Annotated in this window: 13 protein-coding genes; 6 read left to right on the top strand and 7 right to left on the bottom strand. The window is 63.5% G+C overall.

Annotated features, from left to right (window positions below; genetic code table 11):
- Positions 1-248 precede the first annotated feature (248 nt).
- A complete protein-coding gene (locus P0D68_RS17005; protein WP_091796932.1) occupies positions 249-575 on the top strand; it encodes a DUF1840 domain-containing protein in 327 nt (108 codons plus the stop codon).
- A gap of 141 nt (positions 576-716) precedes the next feature.
- Here the strand turns inward: P0D68_RS17005 and P0D68_RS17000 are convergent, their stop codons facing one another.
- The 7 genes from P0D68_RS17000 to P0D68_RS16970 all read right to left on the bottom strand — a co-directional run bounded on the left by P0D68_RS17000 (position 717) and on the right by P0D68_RS16970 (position 9,194).
- On the bottom strand, positions 717-926 hold the full coding sequence (locus P0D68_RS17000; protein ID WP_091796930.1) for an acid-shock protein: 210 nt from the start codon (positions 924-926) through the stop codon (positions 717-719).
- Between the two features lie 182 nt (positions 927-1,108).
- Positions 1,109-3,826 carry a methionine synthase gene (metH, locus tag P0D68_RS16995; protein ID WP_408298516.1) on the bottom strand — a complete coding sequence of 906 codons (2,718 nt, stop codon included), beginning with the start codon at positions 3,824-3,826 and terminating at the stop codon, positions 1,109-1,111.
- Positions 3,827-3,917: 91 nt separating this feature from the next.
- Entirely contained in the window at positions 3,918-4,988 is a 1,071-nt protein-coding gene (locus tag P0D68_RS16990) for a homocysteine S-methyltransferase family protein (RefSeq protein ID WP_091796928.1), read from the bottom strand.
- Positions 4,989-5,273: 285 nt separating this feature from the next.
- Entirely contained in the window at positions 5,274-5,531 is a 258-nt protein-coding gene (locus tag P0D68_RS16985; RefSeq protein WP_007179533.1) for a BTH_I0359 family protein, read from the bottom strand.
- Between the two features lie 118 nt (positions 5,532-5,649).
- Positions 5,650-6,438 (bottom strand): alpha/beta fold hydrolase, encoded by a 789-nt coding sequence (locus P0D68_RS16980; RefSeq protein ID WP_408298519.1) that lies wholly within the window; start codon positions 6,436-6,438, stop codon positions 5,650-5,652.
- Positions 6,439-6,619: 181 nt separating this feature from the next.
- Entirely contained in the window at positions 6,620-7,996 is a 1,377-nt protein-coding gene (locus P0D68_RS16975; protein WP_408298521.1) for a DUF3108 domain-containing protein, read from the bottom strand.
- Positions 7,997-8,294: 298 nt separating this feature from the next.
- Positions 8,295-9,194, bottom strand: a complete 900-nt coding sequence (locus P0D68_RS16970; protein WP_408298523.1) for an IclR family transcriptional regulator — start codon at positions 9,192-9,194, stop codon at positions 8,295-8,297.
- A 126-nt stretch (positions 9,195-9,320) separates the two neighbouring features.
- On the opposite strand from P0D68_RS16970, the gene P0D68_RS16965 reads away from it, so the two are divergent.
- The 5 genes from P0D68_RS16965 to P0D68_RS16945 all read left to right on the top strand — a co-directional run bounded on the left by P0D68_RS16965 (position 9,321) and on the right by P0D68_RS16945 (position 15,126).
- Complete coding sequence (locus P0D68_RS16965; protein ID WP_091796919.1) at positions 9,321-10,304, top strand: fumarylacetoacetate hydrolase family protein; 984 nt, start codon at positions 9,321-9,323, stop codon at positions 10,302-10,304.
- A 226-nt stretch (positions 10,305-10,530) separates the two neighbouring features.
- Complete coding sequence (locus P0D68_RS16960) at positions 10,531-11,763, top strand: ABC transporter substrate-binding protein (protein WP_408298525.1); 1,233 nt, start codon at positions 10,531-10,533, stop codon at positions 11,761-11,763.
- Positions 11,764-11,897: 134 nt separating this feature from the next.
- Positions 11,898-12,785, top strand: a complete 888-nt coding sequence (locus P0D68_RS16955) for an enoyl-CoA hydratase/isomerase family protein (RefSeq protein WP_408468718.1) — start codon at positions 11,898-11,900, stop codon at positions 12,783-12,785.
- A gap of 82 nt (positions 12,786-12,867) precedes the next feature.
- Entirely contained in the window at positions 12,868-13,689 is an 822-nt protein-coding gene (locus tag P0D68_RS16950) for a PhaM family polyhydroxyalkanoate granule multifunctional regulatory protein (protein ID WP_091796913.1), read from the top strand.
- A gap of 564 nt (positions 13,690-14,253) precedes the next feature.
- Positions 14,254-15,126, top strand: a complete 873-nt coding sequence (locus P0D68_RS16945) for a ferritin family protein (RefSeq protein ID WP_091796911.1) — start codon at positions 14,254-14,256, stop codon at positions 15,124-15,126.
- Positions 15,127-15,216: the final 90 nt, after the last annotated feature.

Genomic DNA, 15,216 nt, shown 5'->3' with positions numbered 1-15,216 from the left:
CGGCGGGCAGGGTATGAGGCGAGTTGCGGCCAACCGGCCCAGCCACGCCACTTTTGCTTCGCCGCGTGCGGCGCATTGCGGCACGCTTTTCCGTCCAGACGGATTTTAGCAGGTGCTAATATGTTCAATGAGATGCCCAGCAAGGGCCGTGGCCGCCACGCCTGATCGGCGAGCCAACGTAACGCGCGCCGGCGGTCGCCTTTGAGCCGCTCGCGCGCCAATCGAACATAACGAAAAAGGGAACAGTCATGCTGATTACTTTCAAATGCCACGCCTGCCCGGACGTGATGATGCTGGAAAATCTTGCGCAGTATCTGGTCGGCATCGTCGGCAAGCGGCTGGGTGAGCGCGGCGTCATTACTCACGACGAACTGGCCCCGGCCATTCAGAAACTCGAAGCAGCCATTTCCGTCGACAAACAGGAACGTGCCGAGCACGACGGCCATTTCCACGAAGGCGAAGACGGTCACGATCATCACGAGATTCCGCCGGGGCTCGCGCAGCGCGCGTATCCGTTCCTCGACATGCTGCGCGCGGCGCAGAAGGAAAACGCGGATATCGTCTGGGGTCTCTGATCCCGCGCCGGTCCGCCGGCCGCTGCGCTCTGACGAGCCGCGGCGCTTCGCGGCGCGAACCCTGACGCACCAATGAAAAGAGCCCGCTTTCATGCGGGCTCTTTGTCGTTCAGCGATCCGGACCGGCCGCCACCATGCTGCTTACTGGCTGGCGGCGTCCGCCGGAGCGGCCGCAGGAGCCGACGCACCTTTCTTCGCTTTCTGTTTCTTCGGTTTCTTGACGTGTTTCACCGTGGGCGGCGAATACGAACTGACCGAACTGGAACCGCCAGGCGCGGCGGGTTGGGCCAGCGCCACCGAGGCACCCAAAGCAAGCGAAACAGCGGTCAACAACAGCGTCAGCTTCTTCATACGATTTTCTCCGTTGACGATTGCAAATTAATGAGCCGACGCGTTTTGGCCGCGTCTGGCGGGGTCAAGCCGCCTCAGTCTACAAAGCCGAAAATTACGTTGCCGCAAATATTCAGTCTTTCTCGCCCGATATAGTGGGTTTCCCGCCACGCCTCGCCGCGCCTCGCTTTGCCGCTTCGCGCTTAGAGCAAAGGCGCCAAGGCCCGCTCCGCATCCGTCTTCGACAACGACATGCGCTTTGCGTAGTCTTCCAACTGGTCTTGCCCGATCTTGCCGACCGAGAAATAGGTGCTGTCCGGATGCGCGAGATAGAAACCGGAGACGCTTGCCGCCGGCAACATGGCGAGCGATTCGGTCACGCTCATACCGATTTCGGTGGCGTGCAGCACGTCGAACATGTCGCGCTTCACCAGGTGATCCGGGCAAGCCGGATAGCCGGGCGCCGGGCGAATGCCACGGTACTTTTCCGCGATCAGGTCATCGTTGGCGAGGGTTTCGTCATTCGCGTAGCCCCACAGGTCGCGCCGCACGCGTGCGTGCAGCGCTTCGGCGAAGGCTTCGGCGAAGCGGTCGGCGAGTGCCTTCAGCATGATCGCGCTGTAGTCGTCGTGGTCCTTTTCGAACTGCTTTTCCTTCACGTCGACACCCAGACCCGCCGTCACCGCGAACATGCCGATGTAGTCGGCCACGCCCGAGTCTTTCGGCGCGATGAAGTCGGCAAGCGAACGGTTCGGGCGCATCACGCCGTCCACCACCGGACGCACGCTTTGCTGGCGCAGATTGCGCCACGTGAGCGCGACTTCCGAGCGCGATTCGTCCGTGTAGATTTCGATGTCGTCGTCGTTCACCGTGTTGGCCGGCAACAGCGCGATCACGCCGTTCGCCTGCAGCCAGCGGCCCTGGATCAGGCGCGCGAGCATCGACTTGCCGTCCGAGAAAACACGCCGCGCCGATTCGCCCACGATCTCGTCGTTCAGAATGGCCGGATACGGGCCGGCCAGATCCCACGTCTGGAAGAACGGACCCCAGTCGATATAGTTCGCCAGGTCGCTCAGATCGAAGTTCTTGAACACGCGGCGGCCGATGAACTTCGGCTTGACCGGCTGATAGCTCGCCCAGTCGATCCTGGTCTTGTTGGCGCGGGCTTCGGCCAGCGTGACCATGGGCTGCGCTTTCTTGTTGGCGTGCTGGTCGCGGATCCGGTCGTAATCGGACTTGAGTTCGTCGAGGTATTTCGCCGCGCCTTCGTCGGACAGCAGGCTCGACGCCACGGACACCGAGCGCGACGCGTCCGGCACGTAGACCACCGGCCCTTCGTAATGCGGCGCGATCTTCACGGCAGTGTGCACGCGCGAGGTGGTGGCGCCGCCGATCAGGAGCGGAATCTTCTTGATACGGAAGTAGTCGTCGCGCTGCATTTCCGACGCGACGTAGGCCATCTCTTCGAGGCTCGGCGTGATCAGGCCGGAGAGACCGATGATGTCGGCGCCTTCGACCTTCGCCTTGGCGAGAATGTCGTTGCACGGGACCATCACGCCCATGTTGACCACTTCGAAGTTATTGCACTGAAGCACCACCGAGACGATGTTCTTGCCGATATCGTGCACGTCGCCCTTCACCGTGGCGATGACGATCTTGCCCTTCGCGCGCACGTCGGCGCCGGCTTCAGCGAGCTGCTTCTTTTCTTCTTCGATGTACGGAATCAGATGCGCGACGGCCTGCTTCATGACGCGCGCCGACTTCACCACTTGCGGCAGGAACATCTTGCCCTGACCGAACAGGTCGCCGACGATGTTCATGCCGTCCATCAACGGCCCTTCGATCACGTTGATCGGGCGGCCGCCTTCGGCCGCGATCTTCGCGCGAACTTCCTCGGTGTCTTCGACGATGAAGTTGGTGATGCCGTGCACGAGCGCGTGCGACAGACGTTTCTCGACCGGCTGGTTGCGCCACTCAAGGTTTTCTTCTTTCTTCGCGGCGCCGGTCTTGAACTTGTCGGCGATTTCGAGCAGCCGGTCGGTGCCGTCTTCACGGCGGTTCAGCACGACGTCTTCGACGCGTTCGCGCAACTCCGGATCGAGGTCGGCATACACGCCGAGCTGGCCCGCGTTGACGATGCCCATGTCCATGCCCGCCTGGATCGCATGGTAGAGGAACACGGTGTGGATCGCCTCACGCACCGGGTCATTGCCGCGGAACGAGAACGACACGTTCGACACACCGCCGCTCACCTTGGCGTATGGCAGGTTCTGCTTGATCCAGCGCGTCGCGTTGATGAAGTCGACGGCATAGTTGTTGTGCTCTTCGATGCCGGTTGCGATCGCGAAGATGTTCGGGTCGAAGATGATGTCTTCCGGCGGAAAGCCGACTTCGTTCACCAGGAAGTCGTACGAGCGCTTGCAGATCTGCGTCTTGCGCTCGAAGGTGTCGGCCTGGCCCTGTTCGTCGAATGCCATCACCACCGCGGCCGCGCCGTAGCGGCGAATCAGATTCGCGTGGTGGCGAAACGCTTCTTCGCCTTCCTTCAGCGAGATCGAGTTGACGATCGCCTTGCCTTGCACGCACTTCAAACCCGCTTCGATCACGTCCCATTTCGACGAGTCGATCATGATCGGCACGCGCGCGATATCCGGTTCCGATGCGATCAGATTCATGAAGCGCACCATCGCCGCTTTCGAATCGAGCATCGCCTCGTCCATGTTGACGTCGATGATCTGCGCGCCGTTCTCGACCTGCTGGCGCGCGACCGCGACCGCCTCGTCGAACTGGTCGTTCAGGATCATGCGCGCAAACGCCTTCGAGCCGGTTACGTTGGTACGTTCACCCACGTTGATGAAGAGCGTCCCGGACGTGACGTTGAACGGTTCGAGGCCGGCAAGGCGCAAGGTGTGATCGGTCATGGCGTATGTGCTCGATTGCTGCGATTAAGTGCGTCGTGTTCGATGGCGATACGGCGGGCGGGGGAGGCGGCTCAGCGAACCGCCGCTCGCCTCAGGCTGCGTCGCGGTATTGCGTCGGCCATTGGCGCGGCTTCACTTCGGCCAGCGCCTGCGCAATCGCCGCAATATGTTCCGGCGTCGTACCGCAGCAGCCGCCGGCAATATTCACGAGACCAGCCTGCGCGAACTCCTTCAGCAAGCCCGAGGTATCCGCGGGCAATTCGTCAAAGCCCGTGTCGCTCATCGGATTCGGCAAGCCGGCGTTCGGATAGCACGACACATACGTGTCGCACAGCTTGGCCAGTTCGGCGATGTACGGGCGCATCAAAGCCGCGCCCAACGCGCAGTTCAGACCGAACGTGAGCGGCTTGGCGTGACGCAGCGAATTCCAGAAGGCTTCGACCGTCTGGCCCGACAGAATGCGGCCCGACGCGTCGGTGACGGTGCCGGAGATCATGATCGGCAGACGCTCGCCGGTATCTTCGAACAGTTCATCCAACGCAAAGAGCGCAGCCTTCGCATTGAGCGTGTCGAAAATGGTCTCGACGAGGAACAGATCGGCGCCGCCGTCGAGCAACGCTTTGGCCTGCTCGTAGTAGGCCGCGCGCAGTTCGTCGAACGTCACGTTGCGTGCGCCGGGATCGTTCACGTCGGGGGAAATGCTCGCGGTCTTCGGCGTCGGTCCGATCGCGCCGGCGACAAAGCGTGGCTTGTCGGGCGTCGAATACTTGTCGCAGGCGGCTCGCGCCAGTTTCGCCGACTCGAGGTTCATCTCGATGGCGAGGTCTTCCATGCCGTAGTCCGCCTGGGCAACCGTGGTCGCGCCAAACGTGTTGGTCTCGATGATGTCCGCGCCCGCCGCCAGATATTGCTCGTGGATCTCGCTGATGATCTGCGGCTGCGTGATCGACAGCAACTCGTTGTTGCCCTTGATGTCGCGCCCGTAGTCCTTGAAGCGTTCACCGCGATAGCGGGCTTCGTCGAGCTTGTAGCGCTGGATCATCGTGCCCATCGCGCCGTCCAGGATCAGGATGCGCGACTTGAGCAGCGCGGGCAGCGCCGTGCCGCGCGTGTAGGCGGCGTCGGGACGGACTGGCGTGGCGGTTTGAGCGGGCTGGTTCATGGCGGACGAGGGCTTGCGCCGGCTTTTTCGGGAAACCTGTCATTGTAGCCGCTGCCGGACGAAACCGCCCGGCGCGGGCGGGCGGGCGGCCGCCTGCCTGTCGAGGCGTGCCGCATGCGAAAGAGCGCCAAAGCGGCGCTACAAAGAAAACGGCCCAGTCAGGCAAAAGCTGCTGGGCCGCTTCACAATTGCCGACGAACTTGTAAAAACCGCCGGGCTGCCCGGGACGGGGCCTGACGGCGTGGTCGATGTATGTCGCCGAAAACGTAAAGCCAGACCTCTCGCTTAGTGAAGAATCACCGGTTGATGCATCAGGCTGTCGAACTGGCCGAGGAATTCGTCAACTTCGTCTAGCGACGGCTCCTCTTCGATCAACTTCTGCACGTGCTCGCGAAAGCGCGCCGCCATTGCTCCGTCGATATAGATCTCGCGCTGCATGTTCTTGTCGACGATCTCATAGCCACCTGACTTCATGGCCAGAGGACCTTCCTGCGGCGGAAACTCGACGACACAATAATTGGGGCTGTTGTAGATCATTTGCATGGCGACACTCCTTATTTCCGTTGGCTCCTGGCCATTCCTGCGCCATAGGTGGAGCATATGGTTTGGAATTCAAGGGGTGGGTCCGGATTGACGGATATAAAAGCTCCGAACCTACCGGTTAGACCGGCCTTTCAAGAAACGTTTCAAGCAGTGCAGCAAAACGGTGAGATTGCTCGATGGGCGCAAGATGAGCGGCATCGAGCAGTTCGAAACGTGCGCCTTCGATGGCGTCTGCTATCGCCTGAGTGGAAGCAGGCGGCGTGCCCGTGTCGTGGCGGCCCGCCACGGTCAATGTTGGGCATCGGATTGTTGTCAGCTTACTGCGTACGTCGAAATCGCGCAGGGCTTCGCACGCCATGGCGTAGCCTTCTGGCAACGTCTGCATCAATACGTCGCGGATCTGCTCGACCGCTTCAGGGTGCGCAGTCTGAAAATCGGCTGTCAGCCAGCGGCTCAAGGTCGCGGGCACGAGCGCGGCCATGCCCTCGCTGCGGGCCGCGGCAGCCCGCTGGTCCCAGGTGGCGCGGGCCTCCGGCAGCGTGCCGCCGCTAGTGTCGGCGATCGTTAGCGTGTCGACGCGCGTAGGATGATCCAGCGCGAATTGCTGCGCGATCATGCCGCCCATCGACATGCCGACCAGATGAGTACGGGGTGCATCGAGTGTATCGAGTAGTGCGGCGAGATCGCGTGACAGATCGGCCACGCCAAAGGGCGCGCCGGATGCCGCGGTCTTGCCGTGGCCGCGCACGTCGTAGCGCAATACGGTGTAGTCGTCGCGGAAATAGCCGGCGAGCTGGTCCCAAACGGACAGATCGCCGCCGAGCTGGTGAACGAACGTCAGCCATGGGCCGCCGCCCTCGTTGCTCAACACATAGCGCGTCTCGATACCGTTGATGTTCACTTGCATGCGGGCTCCTTTAAGGGGAACGCAGTGGAAGGGTCCATTCACGCGCGCTGTCGCCCAACTGGGCCGTATGTCTCGTTGTATACGCAGCATCGGCGCGAACGGTTGCAGCAATGTGTTGCGAGTCGACCTCGTTGTGGAAGTTTCGTCGATTTGATCGAGGCCGCGCTCGGATTGGCGGCTCTCAGGGTTTGATGATGCCAGGCGCGTTGGCGGGCTCGGTCGAATCGACTGGCGGGGCTGCTGGGGAAGGCGCTGCACCACCGGGCGAGGCGGGTGCAGAAGGTCCAGCGCCGGGTGTATCCGCCGGGGAAGTGGGTGTAGAAGGTCCAACGCCGGTTATAGCTGCCGGTGAAGCGGGGGTAGATGGCCCGGTCGAATTGTCAGAGGAAGCCGTGCTCGTTGCTCCATTGCTGTCGGGCGAGCCGTCGGCGTTGCCGGCATTGAGCTTGCCGCGCCATACCAGTTCGAATTGCGTGCCGTTCGGTTCCGTCTGGACAATACGCGCGGGCAGCCAGCCGAGCGACGGCGCGAGCCACACGTCGATGCGGCGTAGATCGCCGTCATGGCGGGGCAGGCGCTTGAAATGGCGCGTGTCGAGGAAGCCTTGGTCCGTGCGGATGGTTTCGTCGCCAATCGTTTCGACCGGCCAATTTTCGCCGCTATCGTTGTCGACCACGAAGAACTGCCGCGTCACGCCCGGTTTGTAAGCGGCGGGATCGCCGCGCACGAGGCTGGCGAGTTGCATCACCATGCTGAAACGGTCCTGCGCGCCATCGGGCAACGGTAGCGCGGCCGGGGTGCGCGTGAAGGCGATCTTCTTGTCCGTGCGATTGAAAATCGCGATGTCTTCAGCCCGGCGGCCGCGCTTTTCGATGTACTGGTCCGGCGCGAGGCCGAATGCGTCGATGCGGCCGTGACTCGAATACACGAATGTGCCGACGAAAGGCAGTGGCACCGAGACGACCATTTCGTAGCTTTGTGCGGTGCTCGTCCAATGGATCGTGCCGGGTTGGTTGCGCACGCCGTTGTAGAACGTGTCGTACTGCAGTTCTCCGGATGGCGGGACGGAGAATTTCACGCCTGGCGACGCTTGCGGCGCACTCGCGGCAGCGGGGGCACTGGCCGCGCCGGCGGCGCTCGCGGCGGCATTCGGAGTCGCGTTGGCGCCTGCTGCATCTGGTGCACTCGCCGCCGCGTTCGATGCCGCGGCAGGCGCAACCGGCGCCGCTTGCTTCGCCGGTTGCAGCGCCGTCAACACATGTTCGCGCGGCTTGCGCGCCGGTGCCCGCCGCGCGGGCGCTGGTTCAGGCGTGGAGGTCGCGGCGGCGGCCGGTTGACGTTCGATCCGTTCGGGCGTCAGCAAAGCGACTTGCACGGGCACATGCTCGTTGTCCGAAGGATTCAGCGTCGCGCGATTGCGCTCGACCCATTGCGCGGCAATCCAGTGCAAAACGGCCACGATCAGCAACACCGCGATCCAGCGCCCCGCGCGCATACCGGTGCGCGGCCCGCTGGGCGGGGTGCGATCGGAACGGCGGGCTGCGGGAGCTGAGGACATCGGCAAGTGAACGTGTTCGGAAGGAAAGCGTCGGGATTGACGGCCAGGGTGTATGGGCTGCGGCTATCAGGAAAAAACGGGTGCACGCTCATCTGCAAGCGGCGAGGCCAGCCGCGAACCGATTCGACCGCACGGCCGCGAGCGATGTTCCGCGCTCATGCGATACCGACGGTCAACGCGCAGTCAACGCACCGATCAACGCACCGAGCAACGCATACAACACATGCAACGCCGAGCGGTCCGCTCACCAGGTTTTCTGTTTCCGAGCCGACGATCGCGCCGCGCCTCGCGCACGGCATCACGCCTTGTCGTCACGCGGCGCCGCACTATACCCCAGCTCATACGAGAGCTTTTGCGCGCACTCGCGCAGCGCCGTATCGATCTCTCCGCCCCAGCGAATATCGAACACGCCCTCATGACCGAGCGCGACGAGGCCGAGCGCGAGTTCGCCGGTCGAGTCGAATACGGGCATCGAGAACGCGTGGATGGTGGGCAGCAACATGCCTTCCACGCGCGCCGCCTGGTGCTCGCGCACTTGCGCGAGCACCTGCTCGACTTCGTCTCTCGTGCGCGGGCCACCTATATGTGACGAGCGCCGCGAATCGGCCAGTTCACGTTCAAGCATCGCGGCGGTCTTGCTCGACGGCAGATATGCCGCGAACAGCAGGCCGGTGGCGGAACTGAGCAGCGGCATCACATCGCCGAGTTTCAGTGACGCCTTTGCCGGATAGCTCGATTCCATCCAGTGCACCATGGTCGGCCCCTGATTGCCCCATACCGCGATGCCGACCGTGAGATCGAGCCGGTCGCGCAATTCGGACAGCGCGATGCGCGCGAGCTTCACACCGTCCACGCGGGCGAGCCGCGCGAGTCCCAATTGCAGCGCAAAACCGCCCAGTTCGTAACGGCCCGACAAAGGATCTTGCGACACCACGCCGAGGCGCAGAAAACTCACCAGGTAACGATGCGCCTTTGCCGGGCTCATGCCGGCACGCTGGGCGAGATCGCGCAGCATCATGGCGCGCGGTTCGTGAGTCAGGACATCGAGCAATCTGAAGCCGACTTCGATCGACTGGATGCCCGAGCGCAGTTTTTCCTCGCCGCTGTCTGCGCTTTCGTCTTCGGATTCGGGCGTGTCGAGCGGTTCGGCGGAGTCGGCGTCGGTGCGGATCGCGCCGGAGCGGGCAATTGGAGGCATGAGCGAGGCGCACGAAGCGCATTCAAAGGTGATACACGGGTGAGGCGGACGCGGGCATTTGGGCTGCGCCGATTCACCATCGTAGAATAGATTCCTTCTATCGTCACTAACACGGTTCACTCATCTATGAAACTTGCCACGCTGAAGGACGGCACGCGCGACGGCCAGCTGATCGTCGTGTCCCGCGACCTGCACACCGCGGCCGTCGCCGACGCAATCGCGCCCACGTTGCAGCGCGTGCTCGACGACTGGGCCTTCTATGCGCCGCAACTGCACGATCTGTATGACGCGCTCAATCAGGGTCGCGCGCGCAACACCTTCGCTTTCGACGCGAGGGAATGCATGGCGCCGCTGCCGCGCGCGTTCCAGTGGGCCGACGGCTCGTCGTATGTGAACCATGTCGAACTGGTGCGGCGCGCGCGCGGCGCGGAAATGCCGCCGGAGTTCTGGACCGACCCGCTGATGTATCAGGGCGGCAGCGACGACTTCATCGGACCGAAGGATGACGTGTTGTGCGCATCCGAGGCATTCGGCATCGACTTCGAGGCGGAAGTGGCCGTGATCACCACCGACGTGCCGATGGGCGCCACGCCCGATCAGGCGCTCAGGAGCGTGCGTCTGATCACGCTCGTCAACGACGTCTCGCTGCGCAACCTGATTCCCGCCGAACTGGCGAAGGGCTTCGGCTTTTTCCAGAGCAAACCGGCCACGTCGTTCGCGCCGGTCGCGGTGACGCCCGACGAACTCGGCGAACACTGGCGCGAAGGCCGCGTGCACCGGCCGATGATCGTCCACTGGAACGGCAAGAAAGTCGGTCAGCCGGACGCCGGCACCGACATGGTGTTCCACTTCGGCCAGTTGATCGCGCACGCGGCGAAGACGCGCAACCTGCGCGCGGGCGCGATCGTGGGCTCGGGAACGGTATCGAACAAGGACGCCAAGCGCGGCTATTGCTGTATCGCCGAGAAGCGCTGCCTCGAAACGATCGAGCACGGTGCGCCGCAGACCGAGTTCATGAAGTACGGCGACACGGTGAAGATCGAAATGTTCGATGAAGCGGGCAAGTCGATTTTCGGTTCGATCGACCAGGGCATCGCGCCGCTGGATTGATGCACGCTCCTGCGCGCGCCGCGCCGGATGCGAAAGGGTTTAGCCCGATGCCGCGGCCGGTGCGCGCGGCTACACTGACTGGCGCGGCGGCGCGGCCCGGGGCGGGCTGGCAGTGGGGACATCGCATGAACGCCGTGACGCAGAACAGCGCGTGAACGACACGTGAGCCGGGCACGAGCAAGTCCATCGGCAGCACATCAAAAACGAAAAACCGTGAGGAGACAGCATGCCGCAAATCGAAACCCTTGAACCTGGAAGCCGGCGCGCTCGCGCATCGAGCCTGCGCGTGAATCGATCGCATAGCCGGCTCGCGCGTCGTGCCGTTGCATTGTGCGCGGCAGTTGCGGGCATCCTGCCCGGCATTGCACTGGCGCAGGTGAAAATCGGCCTCGTGCTGTCGCTGACCGGGCCGGCCGCGTCGCTCGGCATTCCCGCACGCGATACGGTTGCGTTGCTGCCCAAGCAGATCGGCGGTCAGAGCGTCGAATACATCGTGCTCGACGACGCGTCCGATACCACCCAGGCCGTGCAGGACACCAAGAAGCTGATCTCCGAAAATCACGTCGATGCGATCATCGGCTCGTCGATCACGCCGAATTCGCTGGCGATGATCGACGTGGTCGCCGAAGGTGAAACACCGATGATCTCGCTGGCGTCGTCGGCGAAGATCATCGAGCCGGTGGATGCGAAACGCCACTGGGTCTTCAAGACGCCGCAAACGGACGCGATGATGGCGTCGGCGATTGCCGAACATGCCAGCCTGCACGGCGTCAAAACCATTGCGTTCATCGGCCAGGCCGACGCGCTCGGCGAAACCTTCTACACCGAGGTGGCGAAGTTCGCGCAACTGCATCACATCAGTATGGTGGCGAGCGAGCGCTTCAATCGCACCGATCCGAGCGTGACCGGCCAGGTCCTCAAGATTCTTGCGACGCATCCCGATGCCGTGGTGGTCGGCGCGGCCGGCACGCCCGCCGCGTTGCCGCCGAAGACGCTGCGGGAACGCGGCTACAAAGGGCTGATCTATCACAATCACGGGGTCGGCAATAACGACTTCCTGCGCGTGTGCGGCGCGGATTGCAACGGTACCTTCCTGCCCGCGAGTCCGGTGCTGGTCGCCGCGCAATTGCCGGCGGATCATCCGGCCAAGCGCCTCGCGCTCGACTACATCGCGCGCTTCGAAGCCGTGCGCGGCACGGGCAGCGTGTCGGCGTTCGGCTCGTACACATGGGACGCGGGCATGCTGCTCGGTCAGGCTGTACCGGTCGCGCTGAAAAGCGGCGCGCCGGGCTCGCCGGAATTTCGCCGCGCACTGCGCAACGCGCTCGAAGCGACGCGCGGTCTCGCGGATACCAACGGCGTCGTCAACATGAGCGCCACCGATCACCTCGGGCTCGATCAACGGGCGCGTGTGATGGTCGAGATCAAGAATGCGAAGTGGGTTTATCAGCCGCGCTGAACGAGCGGCGCATGCGCCACTCAGTAAAACGCCGGGCCGTTTCATGTTTCTCGCGCCGCTTGCACTTGCGGTGGCGGCGCGCTCAATGAACGCGGCCCGGTTCAACAGATACACCGATATACGGATTGCTCATCATGTCTCAGGCACCACACCGTAACGACGCGTTTTACGCGCACTATCAGTCGCTCCAGTTGCATCGCCATCCGCACGGCGTGCTCGAAGTCGTGATGAGCGGCGAGGGCGCCAACAAGAGCGGACTCGCCACCGCCAACGCGCGCATGCACTTTGAGCTCGCGGAGATCTGGCGCGACGTTGACCGCGATCCCGATACGCGTGTGGCGATCATTCGCGGTGAGGGCAAGGGATTTTCGGCCGGCGGCGACCTGCAACTCGTCGAAGACATGGCAACCGATTTCGACGTGCGCGCGCGCGTGTGGCGCGAGGCGCGCGATCTGGTCTACAACGTGATCAATTGCAGCAAGCCGGTCGTTTCCGCCATGCACGGCCCGGCGGTGGGCGCGGGGCTCGTGGCGGGCCTGCTCGCCGACATCTCGATCGCGGCGAAGACGGCGCGCATTATCGACGGCCACACGCGTCTGGGCGTGGCCGCGGGCGATCACGCGGCGATCGTGTGGCCGCTCCTGTGCGGCATGGCGAAAGCCAAGTATTACCTGATGCTGTGCGAACCGGTGAGCGGCGAAGAGGCGGAGCGTATTGGCCTCGTGTCGCTTGCCGTCGACGAAAACGAACTGCTGCCGAAGGCTTTCGAGGTTGCGCAGAAGCTGGCCAACGGCTCGCAAACGGCGATTCGCTGGACCAAATACGCGCTGAACAACTGGCTGCGCTCGGCAGGGCCCGCGTTCGATACGTCGCTCGCGCTGGAATTCATGGGTTTTGCCGGGCCGGATGTGCGCGAAGGCGTGAACTCGCTGCGCGAGCGGCGCGCGCCGGATTTCGGTGGCGCCGACCCGTGGCGCGGGAAATCGTCGGGCGGCGGCGCGGTGGACGGCGAGCGCTCGTGACGCCACTGTCCGCGCGGTATGATCGAATCAGACGCGCGCGGCACGGCGCCCCTTCCCTTCTTTATGCAGCGAGGCGACAAGCATGACCGACACTCCTGGCTCCACGCCGCCCTTTCCCGGCTTTCCTGGATTTCCGCCCGCTGAAATGCTCGAGCGCATGTGGGGCATGATGCGCATGTCGCCGTTCGGCTCGGCTTTCTCCGGCGCGCAACCGGGCGGCAGCCTCGGTCCCTCGCTCTCCATGATGTCGGACATGATGGCACCGCTCACGAATGTCGAGGAACTCGACAAGCGCATCACCGACATGCGCGCGGTCGAGCAATGGCTCAAGCTGAATCTGAACATGTTGCAGTCCGCGATTCAGGCGCTCGAAGTGCAGCGCGCGACGCTCGCGACGCTGCGCGCGTTCGGCGCCTTCGCGCAGTCGTCGATGACGCAGCCCGCGGCGGCCTCCGCCGCGCCGAGTCCCACAGCGCCGACGGGCTGGCCGCATCCGGCCGCACCGGCGCCCACCCCGGCGCCGGCTGCTTCGGCGAGCGCCGGTTCGTCGGCCGAAGAGCCCTCCGGCGACGAAGAGCAAACGCCGGCAACGCCGCCCTTCGACGCGTCCGCGTGGTGGAATCTGCTGCAATCCCAGTTCAACCAGATCGCCCAGTTCGCGATGACGCAGCCGGCGGCCGCGGCTGGCAGCGCGGCAACCGATTCCGCGCCAGGCGAAGAGGCGGCGTCGGCATCCGGCGCTGAACCGGCGAGCGACGCGCCGCCGCCCCCCGCGCAGGAAGCGGAGCACGCGGCTACGCGGCCGGCGGCGAAGCGGGCGCCGACGTCGGCCAGGCGCACGAGTGGTACGAGCACCACAAGTGGTGCGAGCGCCAGCCCGAGAACCACGAAAAAGTCTATCTAACAGAAGGAATGAAACGCGGCGGCGCGAGTCCGAGCCCTGGCGCTGCCGGAAACGGCGAATTCGCCGTCTGTCATGGTTTTGACGCCGATCTTCGACACACTCCGCGAATCTCGCAATGGGTTGCGCGAGATCAGTCAGGCACCGGAATTGCGTCTGTTGCAGTGCGGGTTGCGTCAGGTCAGCGTGCTATCATTGTGTAAGCTTTTTTATGTGGCTTTTGGGCGTGCGCTGAATACAACCAATCCAACCGCCCTTGCTGCATTGCCGCCGGTATCCCCGGCGCAGGGCTGGACGGTGCGGCCTTGATCGCAGACTGGCTCGACCTCAGGCACGGGTATCCCTCACCCACGGTTGGCCGCGCAGCGCATAACCTAAGGTTAGGCGTAGGCGCAAAACGCCAGGACTTCTTTGCCGCCAGGTGCATCTGGGCGGCCGATTACCGCGTAAAATTGAATGCTTGGCCGGCAAACGGCGCGCACCCGGTGCGATCCGTTCGTCGTGAGCAAAAGTGCTACACGTAGTAGTAACAGACACAGACAGTATGCGCAGAACAGGGGTGGGACTATGAACACCATGCTTTATCCGGAACTTTATAAATCGCTCGAATCCGTTCGATGGGACATGGAGAAAGACATTCCCTGGGACAAGTTCGATGCATCGCTATTGACCGACGAGCAGGCGGCGACGATCAAGATGAACGCGATCACCGAATGGTCGGCGTTGCCCGCCACGGAAATGTTTCTGCGTGATAACCATCACGACAGCGATTTCTCCGCGTTCATGAGCGTGTGGTTCTTCGAAGAACAGAAGCATTCGCTGGTGCTGATGGAATATCTGCGCCGCTTCAAGCCGGAAATGTGCCCGACCGAAGAAGAGCTGCACGCGGTGCGCTTCGAATTCGATCCGGCGCCGCCGCTCGAAACGCTCATGCTGCACTTCTGCGGCGAAATCCGCCTGAATCACTGGTATCGCCGTGCCGCCGAATGGCACACCGAGCCGGTCATCAAGCACATCTACGAAACGATCTCGCGCGACGAAGCGCGTCATGGCGGCGCATATCTGCGCTACATGAAGAAGGCCATGTCGCAAACCGGCGACATCGCGCGCGCTGCGTTTGCGAAGATCGGCGTGCTGATGGCATCGGCTCGCCGCACGGAAAAGCCGCTGCACCCCACCAACCTGCACGTGAACCAGGCGCTGTTCCCGCGCGACACGATTCAATCGCGTCTGCCGGATCCGGAATGGCTCGAACGCTGGCTCGACGAGCAGATCCGTTTCGACGACAGCTGGGAAAAGAAGGTGGTGGAGCGCATTCTGCACAACCTGTCGATTCTGTTCGAGCGCACGTTCAACACGGCGCAGGAACTGAACCGCTACCGCAAGGAAGTGGTGCTGCGTCTGCAGGCCGAGCAGAAGTCGGCCGAACAGCCGGCTTGATGGTCGAAAGCGCCTGACTCCGGTTTGCGGCGCGCGCCGCGAACCGGCTCGAGGGCTTCAGGAAGGGCCTGGCACGCGCGAGCTTGCCGG

This window comes from Paraburkholderia sp. RL17-380-BIE-A, assembly GCF_046028085.1.
Taxonomy (GTDB): Bacteria; Pseudomonadota; Gammaproteobacteria; order Burkholderiales; family Burkholderiaceae; genus Paraburkholderia.
Note: the sequence above shows the minus strand (reverse complement) of the source record. Positions and strands in the feature narration are given on the sequence as shown.

What these genes read in the sequence shown, in the direction of transcription:
- P0D68_RS17005 (WP_091796932.1), top strand. Translation starts at nt 249, where the DNA reads ATGCTGATTACTTTCAAATGCCACGCCTGCCCGGACGTGATGATGCTG.
- P0D68_RS17000 (WP_091796930.1), bottom strand. Translation starts at nt 926, where the DNA reads ATGAAGAAGCTGACGCTGTTGTTGACCGCTGTTTCGCTTGCTTTGGGT.
- metH (WP_408298516.1), bottom strand. Translation starts at nt 3,826, where the DNA reads ATGACCGATCACACCTTGCGCCTTGCCGGCCTCGAACCGTTCAACGTC.
- P0D68_RS16990 (WP_091796928.1), bottom strand. Translation starts at nt 4,988, where the DNA reads ATGAACCAGCCCGCTCAAACCGCCACGCCAGTCCGTCCCGACGCCGCC.
- P0D68_RS16985 (WP_007179533.1), bottom strand. Translation starts at nt 5,531, where the DNA reads ATGCAAATGATCTACAACAGCCCCAATTATTGTGTCGTCGAGTTTCCG.
- P0D68_RS16980 (WP_408298519.1), bottom strand. Translation starts at nt 6,438, where the DNA reads ATGCAAGTGAACATCAACGGTATCGAGACGCGCTATGTGTTGAGCAAC.
- P0D68_RS16975 (WP_408298521.1), bottom strand. Translation starts at nt 7,996, where the DNA reads ATGTCCTCAGCTCCCGCAGCCCGCCGTTCCGATCGCACCCCGCCCAGC.
- P0D68_RS16970 (WP_408298523.1), bottom strand. Translation starts at nt 9,194, where the DNA reads ATGCCTCCAATTGCCCGCTCCGGCGCGATCCGCACCGACGCCGACTCC.
- P0D68_RS16965 (WP_091796919.1), top strand. Translation starts at nt 9,321, where the DNA reads ATGAAACTTGCCACGCTGAAGGACGGCACGCGCGACGGCCAGCTGATC.
- P0D68_RS16960 (WP_408298525.1), top strand. Translation starts at nt 10,531, where the DNA reads ATGCCGCAAATCGAAACCCTTGAACCTGGAAGCCGGCGCGCTCGCGCA.
- P0D68_RS16955 (WP_408468718.1), top strand. Translation starts at nt 11,898, where the DNA reads ATGTCTCAGGCACCACACCGTAACGACGCGTTTTACGCGCACTATCAG.
- P0D68_RS16950 (WP_091796913.1), top strand. Translation starts at nt 12,868, where the DNA reads ATGACCGACACTCCTGGCTCCACGCCGCCCTTTCCCGGCTTTCCTGGA.
- P0D68_RS16945 (WP_091796911.1), top strand. Translation starts at nt 14,254, where the DNA reads ATGAACACCATGCTTTATCCGGAACTTTATAAATCGCTCGAATCCGTT.